The 21,459-nt window shown below is 51.9% G+C and carries 17 protein-coding genes and 1 pseudogene; 16 read left to right on the top strand and 2 right to left on the bottom strand.

Going from position 1 to position 21,459, the window contains the following annotated elements; genetic code table 11:
* Positions 1–93 precede the first annotated feature (93 nt).
* Entirely contained in the window at positions 94–1,077 is a 984-nt protein-coding gene (locus E5354_RS06015; RefSeq protein ID WP_123395674.1) for a beta-ketoacyl-ACP synthase III, read from the top strand.
* Between the two features lie 240 nt (positions 1,078–1,317).
* The gene (locus E5354_RS06010) at positions 1,318–1,854 is read left to right on the top strand and encodes a GNAT family N-acetyltransferase (RefSeq protein WP_123395673.1); all 537 of its coding nucleotides are present in this window, start codon (positions 1,318–1,320) and stop codon (positions 1,852–1,854) included.
* A gap of 126 nt (positions 1,855–1,980) precedes the next feature.
* On the opposite strand, the pseudogene E5354_RS06005 reads toward E5354_RS06010, so the two are convergent.
* Positions 1,981–2,091 (bottom strand): annotated as a pseudogene (locus E5354_RS06005) (DUF3873 family protein); the annotation flags it as partial.
* Between the two features lie 235 nt (positions 2,092–2,326).
* Between E5354_RS06005 and E5354_RS06000 the strand changes: the two are divergent.
* The 14 genes from E5354_RS06000 to creD all read left to right on the top strand — a co-directional run bounded on the left by E5354_RS06000 (position 2,327) and on the right by creD (position 20,587).
* Positions 2,327–2,653 (top strand): PadR family transcriptional regulator, encoded by a 327-nt coding sequence (locus tag E5354_RS06000; RefSeq protein WP_123395672.1) that lies wholly within the window; start codon positions 2,327–2,329, stop codon positions 2,651–2,653.
* Between the two features lie 11 nt (positions 2,654–2,664).
* Positions 2,665–3,717, top strand: coding sequence for a PspC domain-containing protein (locus E5354_RS05995; protein WP_135946789.1), 1,053 nt, complete (start codon positions 2,665–2,667; stop codon positions 3,715–3,717).
* Positions 3,718–3,766: 49 nt separating this feature from the next.
* Positions 3,767–4,243: a cytidine deaminase gene (locus E5354_RS05990; protein ID WP_135946788.1), complete on the top strand. Its 477-nt coding sequence runs from the start codon at positions 3,767–3,769 to the stop codon at positions 4,241–4,243.
* Between the two features lie 279 nt (positions 4,244–4,522).
* Positions 4,523–5,437 carry a GLPGLI family protein gene (locus E5354_RS05985; RefSeq protein ID WP_135946787.1) on the top strand — a complete coding sequence of 305 codons (915 nt, stop codon included), beginning with the start codon at positions 4,523–4,525 and terminating at the stop codon, positions 5,435–5,437.
* A gap of 8 nt (positions 5,438–5,445) precedes the next feature.
* Positions 5,446–8,043: a TonB-dependent receptor gene (locus tag E5354_RS05980; RefSeq protein ID WP_135946786.1), complete on the top strand. Its 2,598-nt coding sequence runs from the start codon at positions 5,446–5,448 to the stop codon at positions 8,041–8,043.
* 162 nt (positions 8,044–8,205) lie between these two features.
* Positions 8,206–11,028, top strand: coding sequence for a TonB-dependent receptor (locus E5354_RS05975; protein ID WP_135946785.1), 2,823 nt, complete (start codon positions 8,206–8,208; stop codon positions 11,026–11,028).
* Between the two features lie 178 nt (positions 11,029–11,206).
* Positions 11,207–13,669 (top strand): phenylalanine--tRNA ligase subunit beta, encoded by a 2,463-nt coding sequence (gene pheT, locus E5354_RS05970; RefSeq protein WP_135946784.1) that lies wholly within the window; start codon positions 11,207–11,209, stop codon positions 13,667–13,669.
* A 45-nt stretch (positions 13,670–13,714) separates the two neighbouring features.
* A complete protein-coding gene (locus tag E5354_RS05965; RefSeq protein ID WP_135946783.1) occupies positions 13,715–14,440 on the top strand; it encodes a YebC/PmpR family DNA-binding transcriptional regulator in 726 nt (241 codons plus the stop codon).
* A gap of 87 nt (positions 14,441–14,527) precedes the next feature.
* Positions 14,528–15,715 carry a mechanosensitive ion channel family protein gene (locus E5354_RS05960; RefSeq protein WP_135946782.1) on the top strand — a complete coding sequence of 396 codons (1,188 nt, stop codon included), beginning with the start codon at positions 14,528–14,530 and terminating at the stop codon, positions 15,713–15,715.
* Complete coding sequence (locus E5354_RS05955; RefSeq protein ID WP_246863750.1) at positions 15,712–16,494, top strand: TIGR02757 family protein; 783 nt, start codon at positions 15,712–15,714, stop codon at positions 16,492–16,494. The genes E5354_RS05960 and E5354_RS05955 overlap by 4 nt, the downstream gene beginning before the upstream one ends.
* Positions 16,495–16,576: 82 nt before the next feature.
* Positions 16,577–16,957 carry a DUF1573 domain-containing protein gene (locus E5354_RS05950; protein ID WP_123395663.1) on the top strand — a complete coding sequence of 127 codons (381 nt, stop codon included), beginning with the start codon at positions 16,577–16,579 and terminating at the stop codon, positions 16,955–16,957.
* Between the two features lie 6 nt (positions 16,958–16,963).
* The gene (locus E5354_RS05945) at positions 16,964–18,043 is read left to right on the top strand and encodes a DUF1573 domain-containing protein (protein ID WP_135946781.1); all 1,080 of its coding nucleotides are present in this window, start codon (positions 16,964–16,966) and stop codon (positions 18,041–18,043) included.
* A 24-nt stretch (positions 18,044–18,067) separates the two neighbouring features.
* Positions 18,068–19,165 carry a methylmalonyl Co-A mutase-associated GTPase MeaB gene (meaB, locus tag E5354_RS05940; RefSeq protein WP_135946780.1) on the top strand — a complete coding sequence of 366 codons (1,098 nt, stop codon included), beginning with the start codon at positions 18,068–18,070 and terminating at the stop codon, positions 19,163–19,165.
* Positions 19,166–19,195: 30 nt separating this feature from the next.
* Positions 19,196–20,587, top strand: coding sequence for a cell envelope integrity protein CreD (gene creD, locus E5354_RS05935; protein WP_135946779.1), 1,392 nt, complete (start codon positions 19,196–19,198; stop codon positions 20,585–20,587).
* Between the two features lie 79 nt (positions 20,588–20,666).
* Here creD and E5354_RS05930 read toward each other — a convergent pair whose 3' ends face one another.
* Positions 20,667–21,386, bottom strand: coding sequence for a DUF4919 domain-containing protein (locus tag E5354_RS05930; protein ID WP_123395659.1), 720 nt, complete (start codon positions 21,384–21,386; stop codon positions 20,667–20,669).
* Positions 21,387–21,459 lie beyond the last annotated feature (73 nt).

Raw genomic sequence — 21,459 nt, 5'->3', positions numbered from 1 at the left:
TGAGCCGTCAAAAAAACAACATCGTCACCGGGCATCAGGCTTTGCCCGGGCGATGATTTATTCATTCTGAAGCCATAAACCACAAGATAAAGCATGCTTTACCCAAGAATTGCAGGCATTGCCTCATACACTCCCGATGACATCCTCGACAACGAAATGCTGTCGAAAATGGTTGACACCAGCGATGAGTGGATTACAACACGTGTCGGCATCAAACAACGACGCATCCTGAAATTGGAGAATGAAGGTTCGTCCTACCTTGGCATCAAGGCTGTCAACAAGCTTCTTGAATCAACAGGCACAAATCCCGAGGAAGTGGATCTGTTGATATGTGCGACTTCCAACCCCGATTACCGATTCCCCTCCACAGGCTCGATAATAGCCCACAACTGCGGGCTCACCCACGCCTACGCCTACGACATTCAGGCGGCATGCGCGGGATTCCTTGTTTCCCTTCAAGATGCAGCAGCCTACATCCGCTCGGGAATATACAAGAAAGTCATCGTCGTGGCTGCTGAAAAAATGTCATCGATGACCAACTATAGCGACCGCACCACATGCCCTCTCTTCGGCGATGCCGCAGGCGCTATGCTCATTGAGCCTTCGGAAGAGAAGGTGGGCATAATCGACGGTGTGTTCCACATCGACGGCACCGGACTCCCTCACCTGCTCATGAAAGCGGGAGGTTCGATTCACCCGGCAACTCACGAAACAGTAGACAACAACGAGCACTTCATCTATCAGGAAGGCCGTGCAGTCTACAAGCACGCAGTTACCGACATGCTCACCTCGTCAATCGATGTCGCAACACGCAACGGATTGACTATGGACGATGTAGACTGGCTCATTCCTCATCAGGCCAATCTTCGCATAATCGAAGCCGTGGCCGAGCGTGCAGGCATCGACCACTCCAAGGTACTCGTCAACATCGAGCACTACGGCAACACATCGGCCGCATCGATACCCTTGTGCATCGATGAGTACAAGAACACCATCAAGAAGGGCGACAAGATTATACTCACCGCATTCGGAGCAGGATTTACCTGGGGTGCTCTATATATTATATGGGACCTCTGATGCTCTGACTCCATTCATCCTCACAATACAACGCCGTGCCTTTTGACACGGCGTTTTTTATTGTCCCTGCGATAACCTTCAGCGCCCCGTTCCCCAATATTTGTCAACACGGAGTTCTTAATACTTGGCAGGTTGGACATTTTGGGTGATAACAGAGCTGTAATCCATAAGCAGCTACATCAATGCAGGTTAACGGAGTTTATTGCATTGTTTGTCCGATAAAATCACTAACTTTGTCGTATGTACACAACCAATTTTATATCCCGGAGCATTGAAATCAGGCAGGAGCGTGAATCTGATTTTGCAGAAATCCGCACATTGATTAAAACTGCATTTATGTCAGCACAACATTCTGACGGAGACGAACACTATCTTGTCGACCGTATTAGAAAAACCGATGAATATATTCCTGAGCTGACATTGATTGCAACTCATGAGGGCAAGGCTGTCGGACATATAATGTTGTCGAAAATATGGATTGGCAACACTGTTGCTTTGGCTCTTGCCCCGCTATCCGTTCTTCCTGAATTTCAAAACATAGGTATCGGTAAATCTTTGATAAAAGGAGCTCACTGCAAGGCATTGAAATATGGATATAAATGTTGTGTTGTACTTGGGTCGCCGGAATATTATTCAAAATCAGGATATATAGAAGCCTCAAAATTTGACATCCACGCTCCATTTGATGTTCCGGATAAATATTACATGGTATTCCCGTTTGTAGAAACCGGCATCCCGGCAGGTCTTGTCCGTTATTCTAATGCTTTTATATTATAATCAGTAGATTATTATAAATTGCAAATGCCATCACCGCCTTTTGGCGGCTGAAATTTTGAGCGAAATAAGGCGTGGCGACTTCATCACGAGGTCGTCACGCCTTGCTGATTGACTATGGCAGGTCAATTATTTTTTCTTGTTCAGCCATTCATCACGGCGTTGCCTGCACTCTTTGAGTGTTCCAGCCACGCAGGAGAACAACTCCCCATCAGTGTGGCGATAGTCATATTGATAGTGCTTTCTCCGTGGGCGGTCATTCTCGTTGCCATATCTTCAAGTTTTAGAATTTTACAAATATCATGCGTTATTCAAATGTCTGTTCAGGGTCGCTGACCTTGCGTTGTTTTACCCAAAATACTTCAATCCGGTTATCCGCCTCCTCTCGTTAATTTCTGTTAATTATAGTACTTTGTATTGCATAGTACTATAATCGCTCTTATCTTTGCAGCGTAATAACCATTTTTCACATAAAATGAATCCCGATAACATCAAATCACAAATGCGAAAAGGCCTGCTTGAATACTGCATCCTCCTTTTGCTGCACAGGCACAAGGCCTACTCTACCGACATCATAAGCTCCCTGAAGGAAGCGTCGCTGATTGTCGTAGAAGGGACTCTCTACCCTCTCCTCACCCGGCTCAAAAACGACGGGCTGCTGACCTACGAATGGAAAGAGTCGACATTAGGCCCTCCACGAAAGTACTACTCTCTCACTCCCCAAGGCGAGTCATTTCTCGATGAGCTCGAGAAATCCTGGAATGAAATCAACAACACAGTAAACCATCTACGCAACTATTAATCGACAAAACAATGGAACGTACAATCACCATCAATATGGGCCAACGCATATTCGTCATCAACGAAGATGCCTACTATATGCTCAAGGACTACCTCACCACCCTCCGACAGGTTTTCGCAGGCAACAACAGCTCCGATGAAATCATAAGCGACATCGAAAGCAGCATAAGCGACATCTTCGCCGAAAAATACGGTACCGAGCCCGGAACAGTGATAACAATCGATGATGTGCGCGAGGTCATCAACCGCGTCGGACGCCCCGAGGACTTTTCGTCATGCGACAACGACGAGGACGACGAATGTCATCAGGCATCATCAGCCAAATGCCGCAAGCTTTTCCGCGATCCTTGCAACAAGGTGTTGGGCGGAGTGTGCAGCGGATTGGGAGTTTACCTGAATGTCGATCCCTTGTGGATACGCATTCTGTTTATATGCCTCACTCTCTTCACCAATATAATCACTGTAGTTCTCTATGTAGTCCTGTGCATCATAATACCCGAAGCCAAAACTCCGGCCGACCGAATGGCAATGGAGGGCCAAGCTCCCACACTCGACAACATAGCCCAGACAGTGACCCGACAGTATGACAAGGCCCGCGACTACATCAATTCTAATGATGTCAAATCTAAATTCAACAATGCCTGCAATGGCACGAAATCGGTTTTCACTGTTATTTTCAAGATTTTATTTATATTGGTAGCCATTGCAGTATTTGGTTTTATGGCCTACTTCATAGTCGGAATGGGTTCCTTTTTACTGTCTTTAATCCAAGGGACATTTGGATTCTTCAGTTTATTCCCAATAGAAATTAATTCCTTTGGAATAAGTTGCGTCAACGCTAATCTCCTGTTATTATATTCCGGTATAACACTCTTAATCGGCATCCCATTGCTCGCCTTGATTATGGTAATCTACAACTTCATCTTCGCCTCATCTAAGCCGATAAGCAAGGCCAGCCGCATCATTCTCCTCTCACTCTGGATAATAGGAATAGTATTAATAATCGCAAGCTTTGTGTTAAATCATTTCGCAATACTACCTACATTCTCCTTTAGTTTTTCATAATCACGAACAAAAGCGTTACATTTGCATTAATACATAACACGCTTGCGATATGAAAGAACTGCAAATAACCACCCCGATAGTAGTCATGCAATATGATGAACTCGACCCGACCGACCGCTCGCTCGTCGATGCCGCACGCGAGGCCACATTCCGCGCCTACTCACCCTACAGCCATTTCTCGGTAGGCGCTGCGATACTCCTCGACAACGGAGAAACAGTCACAGGCTCCAATCAGGAGAATGCTGCCTACCCGTCGTCGCTCTGTGCCGAGCGCACCGCCGCCTATTACGCCCACTCACGCTATCCCGATGCCAAATTCATGACCATCGCAATAGCTGCACGCGAAACATCGGGCAACGAAATCAAGATGCCTATATCGCCGTGCGGAGCCTGTCGGCAGGCATTGCTTGAATACGAAACGCTCGCGAGCCACAACGTGAAAGTGATTCTTGCCGGAGCCGGCGAATGTTACATCCTTCCGTCGGTAAAATCACTCATGCCGTTGTCGTTCACCGAGTTTGAGTAAACGAGGCAAGCACAACTAAACCATAGAGAGCGAGGCTGTGTCACAAAACCCACCGACACAGCCTCGCTTTAATATATACGTACTCATCATTATATACGTATATACCACATATATGTATATACCACATATATGTATATACCACTTGGCAACATGTATTACGACATGACAACAGTCATCACTATTTTTTGACATAAAGTATGTTAAATCGATAACTAAAATTTTAGGTTATCTCGGAAAAGAGATATATTTGCACTGTAAACTAAGATTATAGTTATCGTTATGAAATCATTTCACATCTATGCAATGGCCTTTGCGATAATTGCAATGCCCACAATCACAGCCCAAGCGCAATCCGACGGGATACGCGTAACAGGGACATCGGCCGTCAAGAAGAATCCCGCTTCCGACAACCCTCCTAAGGAATACACCGCCCTTGGCAATTCACTCTACGAATGTGTCTATCAGTACGACATCATGGCAACCGCCAAAAGCGGCGAAACAGTCCCCGAAACCTACTCGACCATCCTGCAGATTGGCAACAATTCGGCAAAATTCACCGACATGGCCACCTACTGCATCGATTCTCTTGCGATGAAGCCCGATGCCGACGGCAATGAGATAGCCGAACTCACCAACAAACGCAACAAAAAAGAATTCCTGTTTACCGGAGAGGTCTACCAAAACATTCCCGAAGGCAAAACCACCTATACCGACATCGTTATTCCCAACATCGTGGAGTATGAGGAGGATTTCGCCCCGTTTGAATGGACTTTGACCGAGGACACGCTCACCGTGTGCGGATATCCTTGCATGAAAGCCACAATGACCTACGGAGGCCGCAACTGGGAAGCTTGGTACACCGAAGAGATTGCATCGAGCAACGGCCCGTGGAAATTCGCCGGCCTGCCCGGACTTATAATGAAGGTGAGCGACGACAAAGGCCGGCACACATTCACCGCCGTATCGTTCCGTGAATCGGCTATGCCCATGGGCAAGTTACGCAACATAAATATCCAGAAAACTTCGCGTGACAAGTTCCTTCAATCGAAGAACTACATGGAGGAGGACCCGATGCGTCGCATCTCAACCGAATCGATCAGCAACATAACCGTCACCGCCAACAAATCGATACTCATAAACGGAGTACCGCTTATACAGCGCCCCAACGGCTACACCCCCATCGAACTTAAATAACCGCTGCCATGAACGCACGACCGCTGATCACATTTCTCATGACTATTTTCGGCATCGTCACCGCCCTGCCCCAGGTGACGATAACAGGCAATGTTGAAGATGCCGACAAGCAGCCTCTTCCGGGAACGGTCGTGCGCCTATACTCCGAGGGCCGCATAAAGGCCTTCGCTTCAGCCAACTCCAAAGGCGAGTTCTCGCTTAAAGTCCCTGCCCTTGCAGCCGACTCGCTCGATGTGACGGCACAATGCATCTCCTACGACAAGGCGACGCTGCGCATTGCCAACAGGCAGCAGCACCTAAGCGTAACGCTCCACCCCGCCGAAAACAAGTTGAAGGAGGTCACCGTAGCGGCCCCGATGATAAACGAGCGCGGCGACACACTCGTCTACAGGCTGGCATCGTTCCTAGGCAAGAGCGATGTGACGCTTGAGGACGGATTGAAGAAACTCCCCGGAATAAACGTAAGCGGCAACGGCCAAATCAGCTACCTCGGCAAAAGCATCAGCAACTTCTACATCGAGGGCATGAACATGCTCGGAGGCAAATACAATCTCGCCACCCGCAACATGCCGGCCAAGTATGTCAAAAACGTAGAGGTGCTGAGCAACCATCACGATGCACTCGTCGACAAGGGCAAGCCAAGTGACGATGTAGCATTGAATGTCACGCTCGACAACAGCGTGAGGTTCAAGCCGGTCGGCACCTCCGAGATGCTCGTCGGTTACGGCGACGAGTGGCTCTATCGCATCGGAGTCACAGGCATGATGTTCACCCCGCAGTTCCAGACAATCGTTTCGGCCAAGGCAGGCAACGATCGCCAGTTTGCCATAGCCGATGCCTACGACCACATCACAATCCCGGGAGCCGACAATGAAAGCCTGGCCTCACAGGCGCTCGGCTCACTGTCGGGAAGCCGACCGCCCCTGAAAGGCTACCGTTACATCTCGCCCGACGACCGGCTTGTCAATGCGTCATTCATGCGCAAGTTCACCGATGTGTCGTCGCTGAAAGCCAACGCCACTTACGCCTATAGCGCAACCGACTACTCCTACAGTCAGTTCAGCCGATACTACGCCGGCGAGGAGATCGTGACATTCAATGAAGCAATATCGCCCTACAGTCGCACCCATCGCCCGTCGCTCGATGTCACCTACAACCACAACAGCGCGTCACGTTATGTCGACAACCGCTTCTCGGCCCGCGCCGACTTCCTCACCGACCGCATCTCGACAATCGAGGACAACCGTGACATAAACCAGTTGCGCAAAGCACGCACGGTCAACCTCTCCAACTCATTTTCATGGCGCATCAACCGAGGCCCCATGCAGTGGAACCTGTCATCGTCACTGAGATACCGCATCGCACCCGAAGCCGACCTCAATGTCGCCTTACAAAACAGCGACGACAACGACACCGAGGCCACGCAGCACCTCTCAAGCAACCGGCTCGAGTTCTCGGCCAATGCATCGACAGCCTACAACCGACGGCGCTCCACAATGTATCTGCCCCTCTCGGTGAAATACTCACGCTCACGGCTCAAAAGCGACCTCGTCGGAACATCGCATCTCAACGACATTACGGGAAATTTCGGCAACTTATCCCTGTCGCCAAGCTACCAATACGTAGCCCCGGCTCGCAAAGTGGAACTCGACCTCCACATGACGCTCAGAATGATGGTCATGCACGCCCGCAATCACGCCACAGGAAGCAAAATCGACTACGACCGCCCTCTGTTTGACCCCTCGATGCGCCTGAAGTACAACATTTCGGGCAATTCGTCACTGACCGTGAACTCATCGCTTAACCACAGCATCGGTGATGTGCTCGACCTGATGACGGCTCCCGTCATGACATCCTATCGCACCAACAGGGCAGCATCGGGACTGCTCGCACGAAGCCGCACCTTCTCATCGGGATTTCGGTTTGAATTCAAGAAGCCCATGGATTTCTGGTTTTTCAACGCATCGGCCAACTACTCCGACGCCAAGCGCAATCTCATGAGCTCTCAGATTGTCGACTCAAGCGATATTGCCACAAGCGCAATAGCCGCCGACAACTCCTCACAGTCGCTGTCGACATCGGCATCCGTCACCAAGCAGATAATCCACATTGGAGCAAAAATCACATTGTCGGGCAACTACTCGTGGTCGCGCAACAAAATGATGCAGCAAAACCGACCCATACCCTACTACGGTCAATCCTACAGCATCAGTGCCGACATAACGCTGGCTCCCTGGCGGCTTATCGAGATTCGCTATTACGGGAATTACAGCAAGTCATTCAGCCATTACCTTTCAAGTCACAGCTCATTTGACATGATGTCACACGACATAAAGCTATCGCTCTATCCGCTTGACGGAATGGAGCTCTTCGGACAGACCGAACTGCTGAGAAAGCAGATAACCGCCGACGAACACAAGAGCATATCGCTCTTCGACCTCGGCATAAGCTACAAGCTGAAGCAATTCAAGTTCACGTTACGCGCCGACAACATCCTCGACACCCGCAACTACTATTACACCGTTTACAGCGCACTCGACACCTATAGCTACTCCTACAGGCTGCGTCAACGCTCGTTCACGTTTAGCGTCACATTCACCCGCTGATGTCTATTAACAACCGTAAATACAGGGCAATTGTCGTAAATATCAGCCCGTTTATAGAAATTTGCCATTTTTTCGCCAAAATAAATTAAACCTTTATTTAGTTAGAAAGTCATAGTAACTGTAAATTGAAATTAATTACCAACCTATTTATACTGATTTAAAATGCGACGAATACTCATCGCCTTACTCTTTACGGTGTTTTGTGCCGCGGCCGTGACAGCCGCCGACATAAAAGGAAAGGTCATCGACGAAACCGGTGAACCCCTAATCGAAGCTACCGTAAAGCTGCTTGCTGCAAAAGACAGTGCGTTTATCAAGGGAGTGACAACCAATGTCAACGGACGATTCACCATCTCCAATGTCAAGTCGGGAAAATACATTCTGCAATGCGTATACATCGGTTACGCCAACTCCGACTCCAACTTAACCGTAGGATCATCCAACCTGCAGCTCAAGGACATTGTCATGCGGGAGTCATCGATCATGCTTAAGGAAGCCGTTGTCACGGCCGTCAAGACCGAAATCACAGTTAAGGAGGACACCATTGAGTATAATGCCGGTTCCTACAAGACACAGCCCAATGCCGTGATGGAGGACCTTCTCAAGAAGCTTCCGGGTGTCGATGTCGACTCCGACGGTAAGATTACCGCAGGAGGTAAGAGCGTCACCAAGATTCTTGTCGACGGCAAGGAGTTCTTCGCCGACGACCCCAAGGTGGCATCCAAGAACCTGCCTGTCGACATGATTGAAAAGCTTCAGGTGATCGACCGCAAGAGCGACCTTGCACGACTCACCGGTGTCGACGACGGCGAGGAGGAAACCGTGATCAACCTGACGGTGAAGAAGGATATGAAAAACAGCTACTACGGCGTTGTGAACGCAGGTTACGGTACCGACGACCGCTATGCCGGCAACTTCTATATCAACCGTCTTTGGAACGACAATCAGTTTACATTCATCGGCAACTTCAACAACGTGAATCAGCTTGGATTCACCGATGGTGGCGGACAATTCATGAACTTCGGCGGTGGCAACGGTATAACCACTTCGCAGTCGCTGGGCGTGAACTTCAACGTAGGAAAATCCGATGAAACATTCCGCGTGGGAGGTAATGTCGACTACAGCCACACCGACCGTGACACACGTACACGCAGAAACCGTCAGTACCTCTTCCCCGACTCTACATCATTCAATGAAAGCGCGTCAAGCACCCGCAACAAGGGTCACAACATACGCGGTAATTTCCGCATCAAGTGGGAAAAGGACACCCTCACTACATTTGAGTTCCGTCCCCGATTCTCGTTAAACTACAACCGCTACCTCAGCGGCGACTCTTCGCTCACTCTCGCAGGCGATGCCAACCGCTCCAAAGTGACACGAAGCTTGAACTCCGGCTCATCGAAGGGTACATCTTACAGCGCAGGCGGCGACATCTGGTTCAACCGCAAGTCGGGCTCACATCCCGGACGATCATTCTCGCTGTCGTTAAACTACAACCTCAGCAATACAACCGAGGACTATGACAGCTACTCGTTCAACCGCTTCTTCCTGCTGAACGACTCGATCGACCTCTACGACCAGTACACCGACAATCACACCTGGAGCAACCGCGTGGGATTGCGCGCCACCTGGACCGAGCCGCTGGGCAACATCAAGAACGCCCGCTTCCTTATATTCAGCTACAACCTGAACTACCGCTGGAACAATGCCGACAAGCTCGTCTACGACCATCCCGTCACATATCCCGAGGTAGGCGACCCGATAATCGACTACGACAACCTCGTGTTCAACGACTCGCTCAGCAACCGTTTCCGCAACGACTTCTTCACCCAGCGCATACAGCTTGGTTTCCGACAGGTGCGCAGCAACTACAACATGGAAGTCGGCTTGACACTTACTCCTTCGATGTCACGCAGCGACGATTTGATCAACTCGGAGCGTAACATCCCCACCCGCTGGGTATGGAATCTCGCACCCTACATGCGTTATCGCCACAAGTTCACCAAGTCACGCACTCTCAATGTCGACTACCGAGGCAACACTTCCGAGCCCTCGATGCAACAGTTGCAGCCTGTGGCCGACAAGAGCAACCCGCTGCGCATCGTAATCGGTAATCCCGACCTGAAGCCCGCATTTACCCACAACATCCGCATCCGCTTCAACGACTTCAACATGGAGGCACAGCGTTCAATCATGGCGATGCTCAACTTCAGCATGCGACAGAACAGCATCGTTTCCAAGACCACGTTCAGCCCCGAAACCGGCGGTCAAGTGACTACCTATACCAATGTCAACGGCAACTGGAGTTCGTCACTCTTCTCGATGCTGTCGCTCCCCTTCCGCAACAAGAACTGGCAGTTCAACGCCAATATGCACGCATCCTACAACCAGAACATAGGTTTCAACAACGGTCTTCGCAACCGCAGTAACTCGCTCAATCTGCGCCCGTCGATAGCTATTGCATTCCGTCCCGAGGCTTGGGAATTTGAGCTCCGCCCCTACTACGGCTTGCAGAACACCCGCAACACCCTGCAATCGGCCGTCAACCGCAATGTACAGGACTACGGAGGAAGCTTCTACGCAGTATGGTACGCTCCGTTCGGACTCGTAATCAACAGCGACTTGACCTTCTCGACAACCAGCGGTTACTCGGCAGGTTACGACCAGAAGCAGTGGATGTGGAACGCATCGATCTCCTATCAGTTCCTCAAGGGACGCGAAGCCACTGTAATGTTGCGCGGATATGACCTCCTGCAACAACGCAAAAACATATCGCGCAGCGTCACCGCCAACTACATCGACGACTCAAGCTACAACTCGCTCACCCGTTACTTCATGCTCTCGTTCTCCTACCGTTTCAACACATTCGGCAAGGGTAGCAAAAACTCCAACCGAGGAGAGTTCGGAGGTCCCGGCGGATTCGGCGGACCCGGCCATGGCGGAGGTCGTCCCAGTGGAGGCGGAGGTCGTCCCCCTCGTCGATAACTCATAGTCATCACCATAACCGATGGCGGCAGTAGACCCTACTGTCGCCATCGCTTTTTAACACCCGCCCCATTATTCTTTATCTCAGGTTGAGTGATTACCACTTTTTTTTTGTAAATTTGCGCGAATTTATGTGTGGAGCATCCATTCATCACCTCCACAATCAAGACATTATAAAATGAACATATCATATAACTGGCTTAAACAGTACATCGACTTCTCGCTCACGCCCGAGAAGCTCGCCGATGCACTCACATCAATCGGCCTTGAAACGGGAGGCGTAGAGGAGGTCGAATCGATTCGCGGAGGATTGCGCGGAATCGTAATAGGCAAAGTCCTCACTTGCGAAGAACACCCCAACAGCGACCACCTTCACATAACTACGGTCGACCTCGGCACGGGAGAACCCACACAGATTGTGTGCGGTGCACCCAATGTTGCTGCCGGACAGACTGTGGTCGTAGCCACTGTAGGCACAACGCTCTATGACGGCGACAAGGAGTTTGCAATCAAAAAATCCAAAATTCGCGGCGTCGAGTCAATGGGCATGATATGCGCCGAGGATGAAATCGGCATCGGCACAAGCCATGACGGCATCATAGTCCTCGATCAAGAGATCAAGCCCGGCACTCCGGCCGCCGAATACTATAACCTCAAGAGCGACTACGTTCTTGAAGTGGATCTCACCCCCAACCGCATCGATGCCGCATCGCACTACGGCGTGGCACGTGACTTGAGCGCATGGCTCGCTTGTCACGACAACGCTTCACAGCTTCACCGCCCTTCGGTCGATTCATTCAAGGCCGACCGCAACGACGGAGCCATAGCCGTGGAAGTGGCCGATGCCCAGGCTTGTCCGCGATACTCGGGACTCACCATACGCAACATCAAGGTGGCCGAAAGCCCCGAATGGCTCAAGACACTACTCTCGGCCATAGGACAGCGCCCCATCAACAACGTTGTCGACATAACCAACTTCATCCTGCACGGAATGGGCCAGCCCCTGCACTGCTTCGACCTCGCCAAGGTAAAGGGCGACAAAGTGGTAGTGCGTCACTGCCCCGAAGGCACCCCCTTCACCACTCTCGACGGTGTTGAGCGCAAGCTCGATTCTCGCGACCTGATGATATGCAACGCCGAGGAGCCCATGTGCATCGCCGGTGTATTCGGAGGTCTTGATTCAGGTGTAACAGAAGAAACCACTTCTGTGTTCCTCGAAAGCGCCTACTTCAACCCCACATCGGTGCGCAAGACGGCACGCCGTCACGGATTGAACACCGACGCTTCATTCCGCTACGAACGCGGCACCGACCCCAACGCCACCGTTTACTGCATCAAGCTTGCAGCGCTGATGATCAAGGAACTTGCCGGCGGTGAGATATGCGGCGACATCATCGACCTATACCCCGAAGCGATCAAGCCCTTCCCCGTCAAACTCGACTACGGTTACTTCAATGCCCTCGTCGGAAAAGCCATCCCCGCCGAAACAATCGATTCCATAGCCGCTTCGCTTGAAATGGAGATTACCGGCCACGAGGACAATGCCGTAAACCTTCTCGTGCCCACCTATCGCGTCGATGTGCAGCGTCCCTGCGATGTAGTTGAGGATGTGCTTCGCATCTACGGCTACAACAATGTGGAGTTCTCCAGCGAGCTTCACTCGTCGCTGTCGTTCAAAACCATGACCGACTCATCCAATGACCTCCGCGAGCTTATCAGCAACCAGCTGTCGGCAACCGGATTCAACGAAATACTCAACAACTCGCTCACAGCCGAAAGCTACTATGAAGGCTTGACCGACGAGCACAGCGCACCCGTAAAGCTCCTCAACCCGCTCAGCAACGACCTCAACGTGATGAGAATGTCGCTCCTCTTCGGCGGTCTTGAAGTGATCGAGCACAATGTCAACCGTCGCGACGGCGACCTCATGCTCTATGAATTCGGCAAGGTTTACCAGTGCGACAACACCGTTGAGTCGACAGCCGAAAATCCCATAGCCCCCTACAAGGAGTGGGAACACCTCGGATTGTGGCTCACCGGCAACATACGCACCGGCAACTGGGCCCGTCCCGAAGAGAAAGCCACAATCTACGACCTTAAGGCCATCGTAGCCAACACATTGGCGCGCCTCGGCATCTCGGAGCGTGAAATCGAGCTGAAGAAGACCGACGACAAGCTCTACAGCGCAGCTCTGTCGATCAACACCCGTTCAGGCAAGAGCCTCGGTGTTATGGGCATCGTGAGCAAGTCGATGCTTAAGCGTTGCGGTGTAAAGCAGGAAGTGTTCTTCGCCGAGCTCGACTGGAATGAAATCGTCAAGCTCTCGATAAAGAAGAAGGTGACATTCTCGCCCCTGCCCAAGACCCAGGCCGTAAAACGCGACCTCGCGCTGCTGCTCGACAAGGCCGTGACCATGGCTCAGGTCGAGAAGGTGGTGCGTGACAGCGAAAAGCGCCTGCTTCGCGAAGTAACCCTGTTTGATGTCTACGAAGGCAAGAACCTTGAAGAGGGCAAAAAGAGCTACGCGATAACAATGATGTTCCAGGACGATGAAAAGACCCTGCAGGACAAGCAGATTGAAGCAATGATGACTAAAATCATCAACAACCTGCAGAAACAGCTCGGAGCGTCACTTCGATAAACTGATAAATAAATCAACAATAAAAACTCAAAATAACAAACCGATATGGGAAGAGCGTTTGAATACCGCAAAGCAAGAAAACTGAAACGCTGGGGCAACATGTCCCGCACATTCACCCGCATAGGCAAGGAAATAACAATTGCAGCCAAGGCCGGAGGCCCCGACCCCGACACCAACCCGCGTCTGCGCGTGTTGATGCAGAACGCAAAGGCCGCAAACATGCCCAAGGACACCGTTGAACGCGCCATCAAGAAGGCAACCGACAAGGATGCGGGCGACTACAAGGAAATCGTATACGAAGGATACGGCCCCTATGGAATCGCAATCGTAGTGGAAGCCGCAACCGACAACAACACCCGCACCGTGGCCAACGTGCGCTCCTATTTCAACAAGCACGGCGGCACACTCGGCACACAGGGTTCACTCTCATTCCTCTTCGAGCACAAGAGCGTGTTCAAGATCAGGCCCAAGGACGGTGTTTCGATCGAGGATCTTGAACTTGAACTCATCGACTACGGTGTCGACGAAGTTGAGCCCGATGAAGAGGAAATCGTACTCTACGGCGCATTTGAGGAGTTTGCCAACATCCAGAAGTATCTCGAGGAGAGCGGCTACGAAATCATCAGCGCCGAGTTTGAGCGCATCCCCAACGACCTCAAGGAGGTGACTCCCGAGCAGCGCGTGCAGCTCGACAAGCTTCTTGAGAAGTTTGAGGAGGACGAGGATGTCCAGAATGTATTCCACAACATGAAAGAGGACGACTCCGAGTAAACAACTCAACAACCAACCCATAGACTATTGAGGGCGACCGGATATCCTGTCGCCCTCAGTCATTACACAACAATAACAATTCTATCAATGGCCCCCGACATCTGGATTGCCGACACGTTCGGCATCGATTCCGACTCTCTAACCACAATCACCCACAGGCTTGTCGTTCTTGCAATAGTGCTGCTGGTAGCCTTCGGCGTCGACCTCTTCTGCCGAAAGGTCGTAATCCGCGTAATCCACCGCGTCACTTCGGCCACAACAACCAAGTGGGACGACTACCTGCTCAGTGACAAGATACTGCGCAATGCTTGCAGCCTCACCCCGCCCATAATCATCTACTTCTTCATTCCCATAGTGCTTGAAGGATGCGAAACCGCACTATCCTATGTCCTGAAACTGCTCCAACTCTACATCATAGTCCTGATCATCAGGTTGCTGTGCTCATTCCTTGAAGGGCTTTACCGGGCCGGTTCCGAGGAGGAAGGACTGCGTCATCATCCGCTGCGCGGCCTCTATCAGATGTTCAAGCTCATCGCCATAGGAATAGGCGTCATCATCGGGATAAGCACTCTGCTCGACAAGAATCCCATCACGATTCTCACCGGACTCGGAGCATCGGCGGCCATACTGATGCTGGTGTTCAAGGACACCATACTCGGACTTGTAGCCGGCGTGCAGCTCTCGGCCAACAGCATGCTCCACGACGGCGACTGGATCACAATACCGTCACGCAATGTCAACGGCATTGTCAAGGAGGTGACGCTGACAACCGTGAAGGTGCAGAACTACGACAACACCATCGTCACCGTGCCGCCCTACGCGCTTGTGAGCGAGTCGTTCCAGAACTGGCGCGGCATGCAGCAAAGCGGCGGACGACGTGTAATGCGCTCGCTGAACATCGACATGAACACGATACGCTTCTGCACGCCCGAGGAAATGGAGCGTTACGAAGAGCTCGGATGGCTTGAAGGATTCACCCGCACGGGACACGCCGAGGTCAACCTTCACGTGTTTCGCAACTACGTGGAGCGTTATCTTGCGTCACATCCCGATGTCAACACCGCAATGATGATTATGATACGCCAGTTGCAACCCACGGCCAACGGACTCCCCGTGGAACTATACTTCTTCACCGACGGAACCGAATGGAAAGCCTATGAGTACACCCAGGCTGCCATATTCGACCACGTAATAGCAATGATCAACGAGTTCGGACTCAAGATATTCCAAAGCCCTACAGGCGACGACATAACCCGTTCAATTTACCGACAATGACCGATAATGACTTAAAGGACCTCCTCGACCGCGAGGCCATGCGCATAAACAACATCGACTTCATCGACCGCGACCCCGTGCAGTTTCCGCGACGGTTCAGCAAGCTGCAGGACATAGAGATAGCATCGCTGCTCAGCGCCACAATAGCATGGGGCAACCGCAAAATGATATGCCGCGACTGCGACCGCATGCTCGCGCTTATGGACAACGACCCCTACAACTATGTCATGGATGAAGGATATGAGGAGCTGCCCGACATGAACATCCACCGCACATTCTTCTCCAAGAATCTGCGTCACTTCCTCAGGGGACTGCACGCCGTCTACAGCCGTCATGCGTCACTTGCCGACTTTGCAAAAGCCGAGGCCATAGCCGACGACGAGCTGCCGTCGTGGAAACTTGTCGCCTCGCTCAACCGCGAGCTTGCCGCCGCCAACAACGGCGAGGCCGATTGCCGCTGCCTGCCCGGCAACCTCACGACAACGGCACTGAAGCGCGTCAACATGGCCCTGCGATGGCTCGTGCGCAACGACGGAATCGTCGACATGGGCGTGTGGAATGTCATCACCCCCTCGCAGCTCTACATTCCGCTCGATGTACACGTAGGCAACACCGCCCGCGAGCTGGGACTGCTCAACCGAAGATCCGACGACAAGAAGGCCGTGCTCGAGCTCACCTCGCGGCTGCGTGACTTCCGTCCCGAAGACCCGGTGTTGTACGACTACGCACTCTTCGGGCTCGGTGTCGACAATATGCTCCCCGAAGTTACGTTAACCTAAATTAACGCAATAATCCCGAGGTTGAAAATCTTACTTTGTATCTTTACGTGTTATAATGGTTAGACATAAATATTGCATCACAATGAAAAAAATACTTATCACAATCATCGCTGTCGCCATGAGCGCAATCGCTTACGCAGGCAATCCGCAGATCAAGTTCAAGGAAACATCATTCGATTTCGGTAACATACGTGAAGCCGACGGCCCCGTGAGCCATGACTTCATAATCGAGAATGTAGGCACCGATCCTCTCATTATCATATCGGCATCGGCAAGCTGCGGATGCACCACCCCGGTAATCCCCAAGGAGCCCATCAAGCCCGGCGCAAGCGCCAAGATACGCGTGACATTCGACCCCGCGGGACGACCCGGCGACTTCGACAAGACCATTCGCGTAAAATCCAACACCAAGGAGAAGCGCAAAAACATCAAGATAACAGGTTGTGTAATCCCCAAGAAATAAACAACGATGATCAACTGCAAGTCAATATTGTGCGCATCGATGATGGCGATTGCGGCTGTCGCACAGGCCGCCCCCGAAGCCACCTGGCTTACAAAGTCACACGATTTCGGAGCATTTGACGAGGACATGGGCAAAGTGTCGTGTGACTTCAAGGTAGTCAACACCGGCGACGAGCCGCTCATGATTCTTGCCGCACGCGCCACCTGCGGATGCACCGTACCCGCCTATACCCGCGACCCCATAGCTCCCGGCGACACAGCCACAATCACCGTGACCTACGACCCGGCAGGACGACCCGGAAAGTTCACCAAGAAAATCCATGTCGACACCAACACCGAGCCGAGCCGCATGACATTGGCCATAAAGGGAGTCGTGATAGGCGCCACCAACACCCTGCGCGCACGCTTCCCCATCGAAGTGGGCCCGCTTAAGCTCCGCAACACCATGGTGCCGTTTGGCGAAATCGCCAAGGGACGCGTAAAGACCGCATTCCTCGACGCCTACAACCAGAGCCCCGACACGATTTATCCCTCGGTATCCAATCTGCCCGACTACATCAAGGTCGATGCAGCTCCTGCGGCAGTGCCTCCGGGCGAGCAGATGACATTCACATTCTTCTACGACTCGTCACGTTCCGACGACTGGGGCCTCTGCACCGATGAAATCATAATCCTCTCCGACAACGAAACCCCCGTGACAATGCCCGTGTCGCTGACGGCCATCCTGAACGAGGATTTCAGCAAGCTTACTCCCGAGCAGCGCGAAAAGGCCCCGCGCATCGCGCTGTCGACCAATGCCGTCGACTTTGAGGAGATGTCACGCGACAAGATTCACACAGCCGAGGTGACAGTCGACAACTTCGGCAAGGAGCCGCTCATCATCCGCAAGGCCTACTCAGTCGATCCCGCCGTGACCGTAAAGGTCAACAAGGACAAAATCAAGAACGGCAGCCAAGGAAAGATTGAAATCAAGGTCGACCCGTCAAAGTCGGCCGACGAGCTGCTCAACGCACGCGTCATCATAATAACCAACGACCCCGACCGTCCACAGTCGACCGTGCGCGTCGTGGGCGAATACATTGACTAAACATTTTACCCAACAACCTCACCCATGAATCAACATCATCACATCGAAAACGACGACAAATACAGCGGATTGACCGTAAACAGCGGTGTCACCCAACCGCCATCGGTCAATCCCTACCTGAAACCCCGACGCCGCAAGCCGCTTCCCACTTCGGGAGAACTCGTCGAAGGAATACTTAAAGGCGATGTCACAATCCTGAGCCGCGCCGTCACGCTTGTCGAGAGCCTTTCCCACGAGCATCAGGCGATAGCCCAGGAGGTGATTGAAAAGTGCCTCCCCTACTCGGGAAATTCACGACGCATAGGCATAACCGGAGTCCCGGGTGCCGGAAAGTCGACATCGATTGATGTATTCGGACTGCACATACTGAAGGATGGCGGCAAGCTCGCCGTCCTCGCCATAGACCCGTCAAGCGAACGCACCAAAGGCTCGATTCTCGGCGACAAGACCCGCATGGAGCGTCTTGCCGTGCATCCATCGGCGTTCATCCGCCCCAGCCCGTCGGCCGGAAGCCTCGGTGGCGTGGCCCGCAAGACCCGCGAAACCATTGTGCTGTGTGAAGCCGCCGGCTACAACAACATATTCGTGGAAACCGTGGGAGTGGGACAAAGCGAAACCGCCGTGCACTCGATGGTCGACTTCTTCCTGCTCATCCAGCTTGCCGGAACAGGCGACGAACTGCAGGGCATCAAGCGAGGCATCATGGAGATGGCCGACGGAATAGTGATAAACAAGGCCGACGGCGACAATGTCGACCGCGCCCGTCTTGCTCAGGCCCAGTTCCGCAGCGCACTGCACCTCTTCCCGCCCACAATGTCGGGATGGATTCCCGAAGTGCTGTGCTACTCGGGTTACTACGACCTCGGCATCGCCGAAGTGTGGGAGATGATCGACCGTTACTTCAAGTTTGTGAAGGACAACGGCTACTTCGAGCGCAAGCGTCAGGAACAGGCCCGCTACTGGATGTATGAAACAATCAACGAGCAGCTGCGCAACCACTTCTACAGCAATCCCGAAGTAGAGCGGTTGCTGATCGAGAAGGAGAACCGCGTGCTCTCCAATGTCCAAAGCTCGTTCACGGCGGCTCGCGATGTGCTCGACTACTATTTCACGCAAAAATAAACCAATCACATCATCTAAAATCACATTACAATGGAAACAGTTCCTCCTCCTGTACCGCCCATGCCTCCCATACCGCCGAGGCCGTCGGGCTACAATCCCGTGCCGTTCACATCGACGCTTACATTCAAGATTATATTCATTGTAATCCTGTGCCTGTTGCTGTTGATTCCCGATGCCTTCCTTTTCGCGCTTACCGATGACCGCGAGGAGCGTCAAAAGGACACCGTGACCGAAATCAGCGAATCATGGAGCGGCCCCCAGACGATAATAGGCCCAATCGTCACGATACCCTACCACAACAAGGGCGCTGTCGACTCGGTGGGCGTAGTGACGCTGCTCCCGGCCTCACTTGATGCAAAGGCCGCGATCGAATCGCGCAAGCTGTCACGCAGCATCTACGAAACTATCGTCTACAACAGCGACATAACGCTCTCAGGAAATTTCGACATGACCTATCTCGAAAAGACCGGAATCCCGTTGACCGCTCTTAAGTTCGACAACGCGCGCGTCAACGTTGTCATCGGTGAGCTGAAGGGCATCGAAACTCTGTCGGCCTTCCGCATGGGCAATGAAAGCTGCGAAATGGAAGGAGGTTCCGACTACGAGCCGATCGAGGACTATGAGGTAATATCAACCTATTCCACCAAAGAGAGCGACAGCCGGGGATGGCGCAACGCATTGTCGGCGCCGATCAACCTCTCGCAGTTGGCCGACTCGACATCGGTACCCTATTCACTGTCGATTACGGCCAAAGGCTCCAAGGAGATAGGATTTGCTCCCGTAGGCAAGGCAAGTGACATAACCATCGAAGGCACCTGCAAGTCACCCTCGTTCAAGGGCATGATACTCCCCTCGGAGCGCACTGTCGATGACGGCAAATTCAGCGCTAACTGGAAACTCAATGCCATAAACCGCAACTATCCGCAAGCATTCACCGGCTCCAACACCTACAACATCAATGAATCGGTTGTAAGCGTGGACATGCTTGTTCCGGTCGACCGTTATCAGAAAACATCGCGCGCATTGAAGTATGCGACACTCGTAATACTGCTCACATTCATCGCCGCACTGTTTGCCGAAACGATTACCAAGCATCCCATATACGTGTTCCAGTACCTGCTCATAGGCCTTGCCCTGGTGCTATTCTACTCGTTGCTGCTGTCGCTGTCGGAGCACATCGGCTTCGGCTTAAGCTATCTTGTGGCGGCAGTGATGACCATCGCGCTCGTGGGACTCTACATCTTCGGTGTGCTCAAGTCACGCAAGGCCGCCTTGGTCATCAGCGGACTGCTGTCGATAATATACATCTACATCTATGTGCTGCTCAACCTCGAAACCTATGCGCTCCTTGCCGGAAGCGTGGGATTGTTCATCGCACTCGCAGCCATAATGTACGGCTCGCTCAAGATGAAATGGAAGTGACGCTGTCGTCACACCACCATGTTGATATAGAAAAGGCTCGGATTGAATACTGAGCCTTTTCCATTTATTGCGCTTGCCGTTACTTGCTGTCGGGGAACTTTCGGTAGTACTCCTGCAATATGTACAGCACATTGAAGTAGAATCCTTTCGGGTCCTTGGAGTCCTCCTGGTTCACCGTTATATAGTCGTAATGTGGCGGCTTATACTCCTGCGACTTGGCAATATAATTCTTGAAGTTCAGCAGATTGTATTCATGCTGAGGATTTATCACTATCCAGGCGTTCTCCTCGTCAAGACCGGTGCCGGTCGACACTATCGCCTCAAGGATGTGATTAAGTTTATATTGCCATATATTGGCGAGATTGTTCTTCTGCTTCTCTCGATAGGCATATATGAGAAACGACATCTGACGAAGGTCAAAAGGATCATCCTTCAACGACAGTTCGGCATACTTTATGATAGTGTCACACTCGGCCGGAGTGTGCTTATCCTTATAGTAAAGATCCTCAACCTTGTTGGTGTGTTCGCTTTTGCGATAGGGGTTATAATCCTCCTGAAATACATAGCCGAGATAGAGGTGACGGTATTGGTCAAGGTCGAGCAAAGTATCGTTGGTTTCAAAATTCTTCATCAACAGCGGGTAGTAATACTTCGACGAAGGGTCGTTGACCTCCTCGCGAATCTTCTCCATATCGGGCTTCTCAAACTTCTGCTTTTTAGTGTCACGTGGTGCCGCACCCATCCCTGAAGCCGAAGCAAGGACGATGACTGATATAAACAGTAATGCAATTCTTTTCATGACGGAACCAATATTATAAAAATATGCGACAACACGCAATCGGGAGTCACGCACTCGCCAATCCGGTCGTCAT

It is taken from the genome of Muribaculum sp. NM65_B17 (assembly GCF_004793735.1).
GTDB lineage: Bacteria > Bacteroidota > Bacteroidia > Bacteroidales > Muribaculaceae > Muribaculum > Muribaculum gordoncarteri.
Note: the sequence above shows the minus strand (reverse complement) of the source record. Positions and strands in the feature narration are given on the sequence as shown.

Bases quoted from the DNA above. Each gene is read 5' to 3' on its own strand.
- E5354_RS06015 (WP_123395674.1), top strand. From the start codon at position 94: ATGCTTTACCCAAGAATTGCAGGCATTGCCTCATACACTCCCGATGAC.
- E5354_RS06010 (WP_123395673.1), top strand. From the start codon at position 1,318: ATGTACACAACCAATTTTATATCCCGGAGCATTGAAATCAGGCAGGAG.
- E5354_RS06000 (WP_123395672.1), top strand. From the start codon at position 2,327: ATGAATCCCGATAACATCAAATCACAAATGCGAAAAGGCCTGCTTGAA.
- E5354_RS05995 (WP_135946789.1), top strand. From the start codon at position 2,665: ATGGAACGTACAATCACCATCAATATGGGCCAACGCATATTCGTCATC.
- E5354_RS05990 (WP_135946788.1), top strand. From the start codon at position 3,767: ATGAAAGAACTGCAAATAACCACCCCGATAGTAGTCATGCAATATGAT.
- E5354_RS05985 (WP_135946787.1), top strand. From the start codon at position 4,523: ATGAAATCATTTCACATCTATGCAATGGCCTTTGCGATAATTGCAATG.
- E5354_RS05980 (WP_135946786.1), top strand. From the start codon at position 5,446: ATGAACGCACGACCGCTGATCACATTTCTCATGACTATTTTCGGCATC.
- E5354_RS05975 (WP_135946785.1), top strand. From the start codon at position 8,206: ATGCGACGAATACTCATCGCCTTACTCTTTACGGTGTTTTGTGCCGCG.
- pheT (WP_135946784.1), top strand. From the start codon at position 11,207: ATGAACATATCATATAACTGGCTTAAACAGTACATCGACTTCTCGCTC.
- E5354_RS05965 (WP_135946783.1), top strand. From the start codon at position 13,715: ATGGGAAGAGCGTTTGAATACCGCAAAGCAAGAAAACTGAAACGCTGG.
- E5354_RS05960 (WP_135946782.1), top strand. From the start codon at position 14,528: ATGGCCCCCGACATCTGGATTGCCGACACGTTCGGCATCGATTCCGAC.
- E5354_RS05955 (WP_246863750.1), top strand. From the start codon at position 15,712: ATGACCGATAATGACTTAAAGGACCTCCTCGACCGCGAGGCCATGCGC.
- E5354_RS05950 (WP_123395663.1), top strand. From the start codon at position 16,577: ATGAAAAAAATACTTATCACAATCATCGCTGTCGCCATGAGCGCAATC.
- E5354_RS05945 (WP_135946781.1), top strand. From the start codon at position 16,964: ATGATCAACTGCAAGTCAATATTGTGCGCATCGATGATGGCGATTGCG.
- meaB (WP_135946780.1), top strand. From the start codon at position 18,068: ATGAATCAACATCATCACATCGAAAACGACGACAAATACAGCGGATTG.
- creD (WP_135946779.1), top strand. From the start codon at position 19,196: ATGGAAACAGTTCCTCCTCCTGTACCGCCCATGCCTCCCATACCGCCG.
- E5354_RS05930 (WP_123395659.1), bottom strand. From the start codon at position 21,386: ATGAAAAGAATTGCATTACTGTTTATATCAGTCATCGTCCTTGCTTCG.